The organism is Tenacibaculum sp. IB213877 (assembly GCF_034043975.1).
Taxonomy (GTDB): Bacteria; Bacteroidota; Bacteroidia; order Flavobacteriales; family Flavobacteriaceae; genus Polaribacter.
In genome coordinates this window covers 132,269-144,623 of sequence record NZ_JAXCHH010000006.1, presented here as the reverse complement: position 1 = coordinate 144,623, position 12,355 = coordinate 132,269, and the positions used below count along the sequence as shown (strand labels likewise).

Below are 12,355 nucleotides of genomic sequence, written 5' to 3'. Positions count from 1 at the left end.
GATGATAAATATAACAAAATCAACAACTAAACAAAAAGCTCGTTAGAATATTCTAACGAGCTTTTTGTTTTTATAGTAAAAACTTAGATTTTAAAATCGTCTGTTTTTTTATTTTCACTATTAGCATAACGTTCTATACATTTATCTAAAATGTCATAAGCTTCATCTGCATTACCCCAGTCTCCAATATCAACTTTTTTCTTCTCTAGGTCTTTGTAAACTTGGAAGAAATGTGTAATTTCTTTTTGACGATGAGGGTTTAAATCTGCAATGTCATTATATCTATTCCAGATAGGGTCAGATACGGGTACGCAAACAATTTTTTCGTCTGGACCCTTTTCGTCTGCCATATGGAAAACCCCAATAGGTTTTACTTCCATAACACACATTGGAAAAGTAGGTTCTGCACCTAAAACTAATACATCTAACGGGTCACCGTCTAATGCTAAAGTTTCTGGAATAAATCCATAGTCTCCTGGGTACATCATTGATGAGAATAGCATTCTATCAAAACGAATTTTCTTTAATTCGAAATCGTATTCATATTTGTTTCTGCTTCCTTTAGGAATTTCAATTAAAACGTCTACTGTTTTTTTCTCTTTTGCAGTCATATTTTCGTTCTTCGTTTCTAAAATCGGGAGGCAAAAGTACGGAATTTTAACGTTTTTTTACTAAAAAAGTTAGGTTATTTTAAGGTTAAATTAATGGATTACAATCCAGGACGTATTCCTAATCGAATAGCAAATGTTGGTGTTGGTTCAGCAATACTGCCAGGAGCGGGTGTATAATCGCTTCTCCAAATGGCATCAATTCTTAAAAAACGTAAATTTCCATAACCAATATTTTCAAGACCTACACCATATTCGTAATATACTTTATTTGGCGCATTATAATTTAAATTTGATTGATTAATGTCAATGTTTTCATCAGAAATAGTTCCGTAAGCAGCTCTAAATGTTACTAAACTTCTTAAGTTGAGTTTTTTTAGTAATGGTATTCTGTTTAGAATAAAACCATTAAAATGATGCTCTAAATGAGTAGCAGCATAAGTATCTGTAACAAAATCATAATAATTCATTAGAGCAAATGTGTTTTTTACTAATGAAAATGATTGATTAGCAGGAATTGGACTTAACAACGAAATAGGAACTGTTCCAAAAGTTTTACCACCTTCTATAGTTGCATCTAATAGTCCAAATTTTCCTAATAAGATTGGTTGACTGTATTTAATTTGAACTTTATCATAATCATGAGTTCCTCCAAAAACTCCTTTATAACCATGACGATAGTTTACAACTATACTTGGAAATATATTCTTTCCAAAACGTTGTTGAACTCCTAACCCATATACAAATCGTCCAGGAGTAAATGACATGTAAACATCTGATGCTACATTGGTAACGGAATTTTGTAGGTTACCATTATCATCAAAATAATTAATAGAAAAGTATTCTTCAGTAGTAGCAGATTTTATTTTAGATCGAGTAAAATTAAATCCGATATGAAAATTATTATGAATAGCATAGTCAAAGTTTGCTGCATATTTAACAACACTCGATAAAAAATAGTTGTTACCTCTTGAGAGGATAGCAGATGAACCAAATGACCTTCCTAATAGTTGATTGGTGTTTAAAAGAGTACTACCTAATTGTTCAATATCATCTTGATAAGCAATATTTGTGGTAATTCTGGGTTTATAAGAAAGAAGGTATTGTGCTTCGGCACCATAGTTTACTTTTTTATTGCCAAAACCATACGCAACATGACCGGAAATTCTGAACCTGTCATCTTTTGTTTTGAAGGAACGGAAGCCTAATTTAGTTCTGAAACCTTCAACCTCATTGTATGCAAAAGCTGTCCATAAAGGCCCTAGTTGCAGATTTAGAGGTAGATTTACATATCCACTTGCTATGGTGTTTATTAATCCTGTAAGCTTTTTAATTTTCTTTTTTCCCTTAACGGTTTCAATGAGCTGATAAGTAGATTGAGTATCTGTATCTTGATGATTATTCCAAAATTCTTGATTTTTTTGAAATTGATCAGGTCTTATTTTTACCTGTTCAATATCGTAGAAGTTTGCCGGTTTTGGGGTATTTAAAATGTAGTTTTTAAAACCTACTGTTTTTTTGATAGTTAGTCCTTTGTTACTATCACTTTTATCAACTAAAGTAAAATCACCTGCATATGCGTTTTTTGTAGGTAAATAAATGCTGTCATTTTTTACTTCAAATTCTTTATCAAAAGTTAAACCACGAACAAAATTTAAATTAGCGCCTTTGGTAACTTGCATTTTAATTTTTTTGATAGCAAAATTTTTATCAGCTACCCAAAAATTACCTTTAAAGGCTAAATCTTGATTTCTTATAGGGAAAAAGTAAATATTATATAACTTTTTATCATTTTCAACTACACTATCATATAAAACATAATCATAGGTAGCGAAACCATCGGTAGATAAGGGGCTTACAAATGCTTTGTTTAATAAAGTAATGTTGTTTTCAAATACATCAATATTATTAAAAGTGTTAGACATTCTATCAAAAATAAAGCCTTGAGCACCTAAGCCTTCTTCTTTTTCTGCTTCTATATCTTCTTTTATTTGATTGGTATTATTATTACCATATACTTTTGAAATTTTTTCAGAAAGATATATAGGTATATAATAGTTTATTCCATCACTATCGTAATTAATTTTTGAGATTACTTCATTATATTGTCCATTAAAAATGGTTTTTATAAAAGCTGTATCTAAGTTATTTAACCCAATTTCGATTAATTCATGCTTTTTATATTGATAATGATCTACTAAGGCTACTCCATTTTTGCGTTTACGTTTCCAGATTTCTTTTAAGATTCTATAGGCAGGATTTTCTTTCTTTTTTAATCTTTTTTTTGGTTTTGTAACTACAATTACTTCTTCTAAAACATTAGAACCTTCTTTTAAAACAATGTTTAAAAATTTTGTTTTGGGAGTTACTTTTAGGGTTTGTGTTTGAAAACCTATAAAAGAAACCTCTAAAGTTCCTCTTTTTTTCTTCATCCAGAATGAGAAGCGACCTTCATCATCAGTAGTGGTTCCGTAAGGAGTTCCTTTTATGTATACATTTACAAAAGGAAGAGGGTTTTTAAATTCGTCAACAACCTTTCCTTTTAGTGTTAATTGTGCTTGAATTGTGGTGGTAAGCAGCAATAATAAAATAGCAAATTTTAATTTCATGGGAGGTATTTAAGTCAAAATCCTTTTGGTAAAAGAGTATTACCAAAAGGATTTATTATTATTTCATTGATTAAATTAGTTTTTTAAAGATATAGTACCTCTTTAACTGCTTTAACAACATCGTTGGCATTAGGTAGCCATTTTTCTAATAACACTGGAGAATAAGGAGCAGGTGTATCTGCTGTGGTTATTCTTTTAATTGGAGCATCTAAATAGTCAAATGCTTCGTCTTGTACTCTAAATGTAATTTCTGAAGCTACACTTCCAAATGGCCATGCTTCTTCTAAAATTACTAACCTATTTGTCTTTTTTACAGATTCTAAAATTGTTTTATGATCCATTGGACGTACGGTACGTAAATCGATAATTTCAATAGAAATTCCTTCTTTAGCTAACTCATCGGCAGCTTTGTATGCTTCTTTGATTATTTTTCCAAAAGATACTACAGTAACATCTGTACCTTCTCTTTTAATGTCTGCTACTCCGATAGGAATAATATATTCCCCTTCTGGAATTTCCATCTTATCTCCATACATTTGTTCCGATTCCATAAAAATTACCGGATCATCATCTCTAATAGCTGCTTTTAACAAACCTTTAGCATCGTATGGGTTTGAAGGAACAATCACTTTTAATCCAGGACAGTTAGCGTACCAACTTTCAAAAGCTTGAGAGTGTGTAGCTGCTAATTGACCAGCCGATGCTGTTGGCCCACGAAAAACAATAGGGCAGTTAAATTGACCACCACTCATTTGACGAATCTTTGCTGCATTGTTTATAATTTGATCAATTCCAACTAAAGAGAAGTTAAAGGTCATATACTCTACAATAGGGCGGTTACCATTCATAGCAGACCCTACTGCAATACCACCAAAACCTAATTCGGCAATAGGAGTATCAATAACTCTTTTTGAGCCAAATTCATCTAACATTCCTTTACTGGCTTTATATGCACCATTATATTCGGCAACTTCTTCACCCATTAAGTAAATGCTTTCATCTCTGCGCATTTCTTCGCTCATTGCTTCACAAATAGCTTCTCTAAATTGAACTGTTTTCATTTGTTTTATAAAGTAGTTGTTTATTTAATTGGCAAAAATAATAAATTTAGTGGTAACCCCGAGGTTAGATATTTTAAAATTATCATTAAATGAATTTTTAAAAGCTTTTTACGAATAAAATTTATTATGCATGCATAATAAATTAAAAAAAATGTGTAAATTCGTCGCATAAAATTAAGTTTCTTTAAAACAACGATATATGAAAATATTAGTATGTATCAGCCATGTGCCAGATACCACTTCAAAAATTAATTTTACAGATAACGATACAAAGTTTGATACTAACGGTGTACAATTTGTTATTAATCCATATGATGAGTTTAGTTTAACACGTGCTATGTGGTTTAAAGAAAAGCAAGGAGCGTCTGTTACAGTAGTAAATGTTGGTGGACCAGAAACCGAACCAACTTTACGTAAGGCATTAGCGATTGGGGCAGATGATGCAATTCGTGTAAATACTCAACCAACTGACGGTTTTTTAGTAGCAAAAGAATTAGCAGAAATAGTTAAAAATGGAGGATTTGATTTAGTATTAGCTGGAAAAGAATCTGCTGATTATAATGGACAAATGGTTCCAGGGATGTTAGCTTCTTTAGTAGATTTTAACTTTGTAAACGCTTGTGTAGGAATTGAAGTAGAGGGAGCAAATGTTACTTTAGAAAGAGAAATTGATGGAGGAGAAGAAAAATTATCTTCAACTTTACCAATAGTGGTAGCAGGACAAAAAGGAATTGTAGAAGAAAAAGATTTACGTATTCCTAATATGCGTGGTATTATGATGGCACGTAAAAAACCTTTAAGTGTTGTTGAGCCTGCGGGAGCAAATGCTACTACAGCAACTCAATCATTTGAAAAGCCTGCACCAAAAGGAGCAGTAAAATTAGTGGATAATGTGGATGAATTAATTAATTTATTACACAACGAAGCAAAAGCAATTTAATTTAAAAACCATACATTTTAGATGATATATCATTTAAAATCAAAAAAATATTAAAAATATGTCTGTATTAGTTTTTGCCGATTCATCGGAAGGAAAATTCAAAAAAACAGCTTTTGAAGTTGTTTCATACGGAAAAAAAGTAGCAGAACAATTAGGAACAAACGTAGTTACTTTAACAATTAATGGAGGCGATGCTTCTGAATTATATACATACGGAGCCGAAAAAGTAGTAGAAGTAAAAAATGAGTTAGCTTCTTTTAATGCAAAGGCGTATGCTTCAATTATTAAGCAAGTTGCAGATGCCCAAGAATCTGATGTAGTTGTAATAGATTCATCTGTAGATGGATTAACAGTTGCGCCATTAGTAGCTGTTGAGTTAGAAGCGGGTTATGCATCAAACGTAGTTGCTTTACCAAGTAGTACTAGTCCGTTTGTGGTTAAACGTAAGGCTTTTTCTAATAAAGGGTTCAATAATACTGAAATAACTACAAACAAAAAAGTAATAGGAGTTGCTAAAAACTCATACGGAGCTCATGAAAATGTAGTTTCAGGTTCAGCTGAAAGCTTTGATGCAACTTTACCAGAAATGGGAGTAAAATCTGAAGAAATCAGTAGAGCTAAAGGAAAAGTAACAATTGCTGATGCAGATATTGTTGTATCTGCCGGTCGTGGATTAAAAGGTCCTGAAAATTGGGGAATGATTGAAGAATTGGCAGAGGTTTTAGGAGCAGCAACAGCTTGTTCTAAACCTGTTTCTGATTTAGGATGGAGGCCTCATAGTGAGCACGTAGGGCAAACAGGTAAGCCAGTAGCATCTAACTTATATATAGCCATTGGTATTTCAGGAGCTATCCAGCATTTAGCAGGAGTTAACGCTTCTAAAGTAAAAGTGGTTATTAATAATGATCCAGAAGCTCCTTTCTTTAAAGCTGCTGATTATGGTATTGTTGGTGATGCTTTTGAAGTAGTACCGCAATTAATAGAAAAATTAAAAGCTTTTAAACAGTCGTAAAAAAAGCTTAAAAAAATAAAATATAAAACCTCGAATTGAAGTAATTCTTTCGAGGTTTATCTTTTTTAAGAATAAAATCATACAAACTCATAATTTTTAGTAAATTGTGCCACCTTTTGAGCTGTCTGAATAAGGCGGTTTTTTGTATGATGAATAGATAATGAATGAGCCTAATAAGATTAACGATTAAAGGAATTTCTTACAGTCAAACCCAAAGCGGAGCCTATGCATTGGTGTTAAGTGAAATGGAAGGTACTAGAACTTTACCAATTATTATAGGTGCGTTTGAAGCACAATCAATAGCCATAGCACTTGAAAAAGAAATTCGCCCTCCTAGACCACTTACCCACGATTTGTTTAAAACCTTTGCTGATACTTTTAAAATTGAAGTAAAACAAATTATTATTCATAAGTTGGTAGATGGTGTTTTCTTTTCTAGCTTAGTTTGTGAAAGAGATGGCGCAGAAGAGGTAATTGATGCCCGAACTTCAGATGCTATTGCTTTAGCTGTACGTTTTCAAGCGCCAATTTTTACGTATGAAAATATTTTAGATAAAGCAGGAATTTATTTAAAAATGGATGAAGAACTTCTAGATGATGCACAAGAAGAAGAATTAGAGGAGGAAGATGAATTAGAGATTGATTTTGAGCAAGAATCTTCTGTAAGTGATTTTTCTACACTATCATTACAAGAATTACATAAACAACTTAATGAGGCTGTAACAAATGAAAACTACGAATTAGCAGCCAAAATTCGAGACGAAATTAGCAAACGCTCTTAATTTAATATATATAATAATGAAGAAGTTACCTATCTTGCTATTACTTTGTATGTCAGTATTTAGCTTTGGACAGAGTATAGAAAAGAATTGGAATTTTATATCGGTAAAAGATACCCAAGGGAACGAAATTTTTACCACTTCTAAAGAAGATACATTTAATCTATCTAATGGTCAATTTAATTATTTATTAAAAGATAAAGATAGTTTTGAACTTTCAGGAACCTACATTCATCAAAATAATTTATTAATATTTAATCAGACACAACCCAAAGATACAGTTAGGTATTTTAATGTAGTGGAACTATCTGATAACAAACTGACCTTGTCAGAAAAAAATAATATATATAACTTCACAACTCAAGAAGTAATAAATTCATCTATTATTGATTCTGTAGCAGATAATGCTAGTGAAGTAAAAGTTAAAGAAAGTAAAATAATTCCAAGTCAAGGATTTTCTTTTAGTAGTCTATGGAGAGGAATTTTAGGAATGATAGTCCTTCTAGCTTTGGCCTTTTTATTTAGTTCAAATAGAAAAGGAATTGATTGGAAAACAGTAGGTGTAGGTTTAATATTTCAATTATTAATTGCTATTGGAGTATTAAAGGTGCCTTTTATTCAAAAAGCATTTGAATTCATAGGAGGACTTTTTGTAAGCGTACTTGATTTTACAAGAGCAGGTAGTAAATTTCTATTTGAAGGTTTAGTTGTTGATATGGATACTTTCGGATTTATCTTTGCGTTTCAAGTATTACCAACCATTATATTTTTCTCAGCGTTAACATCATTGTTGTTTTATTTAGGTGTTATTCAAAAAGTAGTAAAAGCGCTAGCTTGGTTACTTTCAAAAGGATTAAAAATATCAGGAGCAGAAAGTTTATCAGTAGCAGGAAATATTTTCTTAGGTCAAACTGAAGCACCATTATTAATTAAAGCCTACTTAGAAAAAATGAACCGATCTGAAATTTTATTAGTAATGATCGGAGGAATGGCAACAGTAGCAGGAGCTGTATTAGCGGCTTATATAGGTTTTTTAGGAGGTGATGATCCAGAAATGCGATTAATGTATGCGAAGCACTTATTAGCGGCATCTGTTATGGCAGCACCGGGTGCAATTGTAATTTCTAAAATGCTATATCCACAAACAGAAGAGGTAAATACAGAAGTAAAAGTTTCTTCAGAAAAAATAGGGTCAAATGTGTTAGACGCTATTGCTAATGGTACTACTGAAGGATTACAATTAGCAATGAATGTAGGAGCTATGTTATTAGTTTTTGTAGCATTTATAGCTATGTTAAACGGAATATTAGGATGGTTTGGAGATATAACTTCATTAAATGATTGGATTGCAGTAAACACCCCTTACCAAAAATTTTCTCTTGAAGCTGTTTTAGGATATATTTTTGCGCCATTAATGTGGTTAATTGGTGTAGCTACAGAAGATATGGCTTTAATGGGACAGTTATTAGGAATTAAATTGGCAGCGAGTGAGTTTGTTGGATACATTCAGCTAGCAGATTTAAAAAATGTAACCAACGTTACACATTTAACTTATAATAAATCAATTATTATGGCTACCTATATGCTATGTGGTTTTGCTAATTTTGCTTCAATTGGAATACAAATTGGAGGAATTGGATCATTAGCGCCAGGGCAGCGTAAAACGTTGTCAGAGTTTGGAATTAAGGCACTAATTGGAGGTACTATTGCTTCATTGATGTCAGCAACTATTGCAGGTATGATAATAGGATAGATTAAATTAAACCTATTTTGTTGTGGAAGCTGTAATTGTCTTTTTAATTGGTTTAACGGCTGTTACAATATATGATATTGTAGGTTCTATAATGTCTAGAGTTTTAAATTTTCAATATGTATGGCTAACTTTTGGTTCTTTTATTATTTACGGAGCCATAGCGTTATACTTACAAAGTTATGCTGGTTTTTTGATGGCTATTGCAGGTAGTTTTATTGTTGGGGTTTATGATTCTACCATCGGTCTCTTAATTTCAATAAAACTAAAGGCAAATATTAAAGAAGAAGATTTATATGTAGTTAGAATTAGGCCTTCGTTGGTTTTAAGAATGGGACTTTTAGCTTCAATAATTGGATTTTTGAGTATTGAGTTATTTAGTTAATAACTTATGAATATAATTTTAAAAAGCATCAACAATTTTTGTTGATGCTTTTTTATTTTTACCAAAATCAAGATTGAAAAGATGAAGCAGTATTTAGATTTAGTAAAACACGTTTTAGAAAACGGAAATGAAAAAAGTGATAGAACAGGTACAGGTACTAAAAGTGTTTTTGGGTATCAAATGCGATTTGATTTAAGCGAAGGGTTCCCTATGGTAACCACCAAAAAATTACATTTAAAATCCATTATTTATGAATTATTATGGTTTATAAAAGGAGACACTAATGTTAACTATTTACAAGAAAACGGCGTAAGAATTTGGAATGAATGGGCAGATGAAAATGGTGATTTAGGTCCAGTTTATGGACATCAATGGAGAAATTGGAATAGTGATGAAATTGATCAGCTGCAAGAAGTAATAGAAACATTAAAAAAGAATCCCGATAGCAGACGTATGTTAATTTCTGCATGGAACCCAAGTGTTTTGCCAGATACTTCAAAATCATTTGCAGAAAATGTAGCCAATAACAAAGCGGCATTACCACCATGTCATGCTTTTTTTCAGTTTTATGTAGCAGATGGTAAATTATCTTGTCAATTGTATCAACGAAGTGCAGATATTTTTTTAGGAGTCCCTTTTAATATTGCTAGTTATGCATTGTTTACTATGATGATTGCTCAGGTATGTGGTTATGAACCGGGAGAATTCATACATACCTTTGGAGATGCACACATTTATAACAATCACTTAGAGCAATTAGAGTTACAGCTATCAAGAGAGCCAAAACCGTTGCCAACAATGAAAATAAATCCGAAGATAAAAAATATTGAAGATTTTACTTTTGAAGATTTTGAATTAGTAGATTATGATCCGCACCCACACATTAAAGGTGTGGTTGCAATATAATTTAACTTTATTTTTTGCAGTTTGTTTAGTAAATTAGTAAACTAAAATAAAAGCTATAAAAATGACTACACAAACAGATATTATTAAAGATACTATTTATGAGAGAATAGCTGAAATTAATGATGAAAATGTATTAAATGCTATTAAAACATTGATAGACAATTTAGAAAATCAAGCAATAAATCAAATAACTTCTAAAAGAGACCTTACAGGTTACATTAAAGAGTGGGTAAAAAGCATGTAAATGCTTAAAATTGTTCCTTTACAATAAAATATGATTACAATTATTGCTGCAATAGGTAAAAACTACGAATTAGGAAAAGATAATGACTTAATTTGGCACTTACCTGCAGATCTTAAAAGGTTTAAAAAAATTACATCGGGTTTTCCTATTTTAATGGGACGAAATACTTTTGAAAGTATAGGAAAACCTTTGCCAAATAGAACTAATATTATTATAACATCTCGTGATGATTATTTTGTAGATGGTTGTTTGATTGCAAACTCTATTAAACAAGCAATAGAACTGGCTGATAATGATACTATTTTTATTATAGGAGGTGCGCAAATATATAAACAAGCTATTAAAAACAATATAGCAGATAGGTTAGATATTACCATTGTACATTCTTCTTTTAATGCAGATGTTTTTTTTCCAGAAATTGATGAAAATAATTGGAAAGAAGTTTCAAGAGAAGATTTTAAAGCCGACGAAAAAAATAAATTTGACTATAGTTTCGTTACTTACGAAAGAATACAATAAAATTGCTATTCCTATGAAAGTAGGAATCTCATGAATCATATAACGAATACTTTAAAGATTCCTGCCTTCGCAGGAATGACAAAGAAAATGTCTATACAACTTACCCAAATATCAAAAAACTACGGAGAACAAAAAGCTGTTAATCAAATATCATTTTCAGCTAAAAAAGGTGAAGTAGTTGGCTTTTTAGGCCCAAATGGAGCAGGAAAATCTACAACTATGAAAATCTTAACAGGCTTTATCAAACCTACGGAAGGATCTGTTTTAGTTAATGATGTAGATGTAGTGGTAAATCCTATTGAAGCTCAAAAAAATATTGGGTACTTGCCAGAGCACAATCCGTTGTATTTAGATATGTATGTGAAGGAATATTTGCAGTTTAGCGCAGCTATTCATAAGATAGATTTATCAAAAATAGATGAGGCTATTGAAAAGGTTGGCTTGGAGAAAGAAGCTCATAAAAAAATAGGACAACTTTCTAAAGGATACCGTCAACGTGTTGGGTTAGCTGGAGCCATTTTACACAATCCGGATGTGCTGATTTTAGATGAGCCTACTACAGGGTTAGACCCTAATCAATTGGTTGAAATCCGCCAGTTGATAAAAGAATTAGGAAAAGACAAAACTGTATTGTTTTCTACTCACATCATGCAGGAAGTTGAAGCGGTATGTGATAGAGTTATCATTATTAATAAAGGAGAAATAGTTGTTGATAAACAATTAAAAGAGTTAAAAGAAAGCAATAAACAGGTAATTACAGTTGGCTTTGATTATAAAATTGAAGAACAGTTTTTACAACGATTACCAAATGTTGATTCTATTAAGAACAATTATGATAATTCTTGGACCATAACTTTTGTTTCAAAAGAAGATATGCGCCCAAAATTGTTTGATTTTGCTCAAGAACATGGATTAAAAATCCTTGAGCTTAATTCTGAAAACAAGAATTTAGAGAGCTTGTTTAGAGAGTTGACACAATAATTTTATTTTCTTCTTAAATCCTCAATAATGAAAGAAATTAAACTTTATAAATCAAAGAAAAAGGCAATACAAATGATGTTGCTTTGTACGCCATTTGTATTGATTGGAATATGGATGATTCCTGAAAAACCAATTTTAGGTTGGTTGAGTATTGCTTTATTTGGTTTGGCTTATCCTTTTGGAATTTTCAATTTATTTGATAAAAAACCAATCATAATTATAAATGAAATTGGTATTTATGATAGAAGTACAAATACCGATTTTATAAACTGGGAACTAATTCAAGATGCTTATCCGCTAGATATAAACGGACAAAAATTTGTGTGTTTAGTTATCGATGAAAAATACAAGCCTTCAAATAATAAAAGTTCATTATATAAAAACGCAGTAAAGCTTAATGAAGCTATTGGAGCTCAAGAACTGAATATTCATTTAGGGCAAATTCAAAAAATAGATGAAGTTAAACTAACTCAATTTATTCTTGAAATGTCTAAAGCCAATAAAACAACCAAAGCAGAAATGATTAAAATGCTGCCAAAGAACAAACAGTTTTTATAACTT

Annotated in this window: 13 protein-coding genes; 10 read left to right on the top strand and 3 right to left on the bottom strand. The window is 31.2% G+C overall.

Going from position 1 to position 12,355, the window contains the following annotated elements:
- Positions 1-83: 83 nt before the first annotated feature.
- The 3 genes from SLH33_RS08255 to SLH33_RS08245 form a co-directional block, all read right to left on the bottom strand.
- The gene (locus SLH33_RS08255) at positions 84-611 is read right to left on the bottom strand and encodes an inorganic diphosphatase (protein WP_320418609.1); all 528 of its coding nucleotides are present in this window, start codon (positions 609-611) and stop codon (positions 84-86) included.
- Positions 612-709: 98 nt separating this feature from the next.
- Positions 710-3,217, bottom strand: coding sequence for a DUF5686 and carboxypeptidase-like regulatory domain-containing protein (locus SLH33_RS08250; protein ID WP_320418608.1), 2,508 nt, complete (start codon positions 3,215-3,217; stop codon positions 710-712).
- Positions 3,218-3,300: 83 nt separating this feature from the next.
- The gene (locus tag SLH33_RS08245) at positions 3,301-4,278 is read right to left on the bottom strand and encodes a pyruvate dehydrogenase complex E1 component subunit beta (protein WP_320418607.1); all 978 of its coding nucleotides are present in this window, start codon (positions 4,276-4,278) and stop codon (positions 3,301-3,303) included.
- A 199-nt stretch (positions 4,279-4,477) separates the two neighbouring features.
- Between SLH33_RS08245 and SLH33_RS08240 the strand changes: the two genes are divergently transcribed.
- The 10 genes from SLH33_RS08240 to SLH33_RS08195 all read left to right on the top strand — a co-directional run bounded on the left by SLH33_RS08240 (position 4,478) and on the right by SLH33_RS08195 (position 12,352).
- Positions 4,478-5,218, top strand: a complete 741-nt coding sequence (locus SLH33_RS08240) for an electron transfer flavoprotein subunit beta/FixA family protein (RefSeq protein WP_320418606.1) — start codon at positions 4,478-4,480, stop codon at positions 5,216-5,218.
- A 58-nt stretch (positions 5,219-5,276) separates the two neighbouring features.
- Entirely contained in the window at positions 5,277-6,230 is a 954-nt protein-coding gene (locus SLH33_RS08235; RefSeq protein ID WP_320418605.1) for an electron transfer flavoprotein subunit alpha/FixB family protein, read from the top strand.
- A 164-nt stretch (positions 6,231-6,394) separates the two neighbouring features.
- On the top strand, positions 6,395-7,012 hold the full coding sequence (locus tag SLH33_RS08230) for a bifunctional nuclease family protein (protein ID WP_320418604.1): 618 nt from the start codon (positions 6,395-6,397) through the stop codon (positions 7,010-7,012).
- 16 nt (positions 7,013-7,028) lie between these two features.
- The gene (locus tag SLH33_RS08225) at positions 7,029-8,762 is read left to right on the top strand and encodes a NupC/NupG family nucleoside CNT transporter (protein ID WP_320418603.1); all 1,734 of its coding nucleotides are present in this window, start codon (positions 7,029-7,031) and stop codon (positions 8,760-8,762) included.
- A gap of 22 nt (positions 8,763-8,784) precedes the next feature.
- Positions 8,785-9,144, top strand: coding sequence for a hypothetical protein (locus SLH33_RS08220; RefSeq protein WP_320418602.1), 360 nt, complete (start codon positions 8,785-8,787; stop codon positions 9,142-9,144).
- An 81-nt stretch (positions 9,145-9,225) separates the two neighbouring features.
- Complete coding sequence (locus SLH33_RS08215) at positions 9,226-10,050, top strand: thymidylate synthase (protein WP_320418601.1); 825 nt, start codon at positions 9,226-9,228, stop codon at positions 10,048-10,050.
- A 61-nt stretch (positions 10,051-10,111) separates the two neighbouring features.
- Entirely contained in the window at positions 10,112-10,294 is a 183-nt protein-coding gene (locus SLH33_RS08210; RefSeq protein ID WP_320418600.1) for a hypothetical protein, read from the top strand.
- Positions 10,295-10,324: 30 nt separating this feature from the next.
- Positions 10,325-10,813, top strand: a complete 489-nt coding sequence (locus SLH33_RS08205; RefSeq protein ID WP_320418599.1) for a dihydrofolate reductase — start codon at positions 10,325-10,327, stop codon at positions 10,811-10,813.
- A gap of 87 nt (positions 10,814-10,900) precedes the next feature.
- Positions 10,901-11,794 carry a gliding motility-associated ABC transporter ATP-binding subunit GldA gene (gldA, locus tag SLH33_RS08200; protein WP_320418832.1) on the top strand — a complete coding sequence of 298 codons (894 nt, stop codon included), beginning with the start codon at positions 10,901-10,903 and terminating at the stop codon, positions 11,792-11,794.
- A gap of 27 nt (positions 11,795-11,821) precedes the next feature.
- Positions 11,822-12,352: an STM3941 family protein gene (locus tag SLH33_RS08195; RefSeq protein ID WP_320418598.1), complete on the top strand. Its 531-nt coding sequence runs from the start codon at positions 11,822-11,824 to the stop codon at positions 12,350-12,352.
- The last annotated feature ends 3 nt before the right edge of the window (positions 12,353-12,355 follow it).

What these genes read in the sequence shown, in the direction of transcription:
- SLH33_RS08255 (WP_320418609.1), bottom strand. Translation starts at nt 611, where the DNA reads ATGACTGCAAAAGAGAAAAAAACAGTAGACGTTTTAATTGAAATTCCT.
- SLH33_RS08250 (WP_320418608.1), bottom strand. Translation starts at nt 3,217, where the DNA reads ATGAAATTAAAATTTGCTATTTTATTATTGCTGCTTACCACCACAATT.
- SLH33_RS08245 (WP_320418607.1), bottom strand. Translation starts at nt 4,278, where the DNA reads ATGAAAACAGTTCAATTTAGAGAAGCTATTTGTGAAGCAATGAGCGAA.
- SLH33_RS08240 (WP_320418606.1), top strand. Translation starts at nt 4,478, where the DNA reads ATGAAAATATTAGTATGTATCAGCCATGTGCCAGATACCACTTCAAAA.
- SLH33_RS08235 (WP_320418605.1), top strand. Translation starts at nt 5,277, where the DNA reads ATGTCTGTATTAGTTTTTGCCGATTCATCGGAAGGAAAATTCAAAAAA.
- SLH33_RS08230 (WP_320418604.1), top strand. Translation starts at nt 6,395, where the DNA reads ATGAGCCTAATAAGATTAACGATTAAAGGAATTTCTTACAGTCAAACC.
- SLH33_RS08225 (WP_320418603.1), top strand. Translation starts at nt 7,029, where the DNA reads ATGAAGAAGTTACCTATCTTGCTATTACTTTGTATGTCAGTATTTAGC.
- SLH33_RS08215 (WP_320418601.1), top strand. Translation starts at nt 9,226, where the DNA reads ATGAAGCAGTATTTAGATTTAGTAAAACACGTTTTAGAAAACGGAAAT.
- SLH33_RS08210 (WP_320418600.1), top strand. Translation starts at nt 10,112, where the DNA reads ATGACTACACAAACAGATATTATTAAAGATACTATTTATGAGAGAATA.
- SLH33_RS08205 (WP_320418599.1), top strand. Translation starts at nt 10,325, where the DNA reads ATGATTACAATTATTGCTGCAATAGGTAAAAACTACGAATTAGGAAAA.
- gldA (WP_320418832.1), top strand. Translation starts at nt 10,901, where the DNA reads ATGTCTATACAACTTACCCAAATATCAAAAAACTACGGAGAACAAAAA.
- SLH33_RS08195 (WP_320418598.1), top strand. Translation starts at nt 11,822, where the DNA reads ATGAAAGAAATTAAACTTTATAAATCAAAGAAAAAGGCAATACAAATG.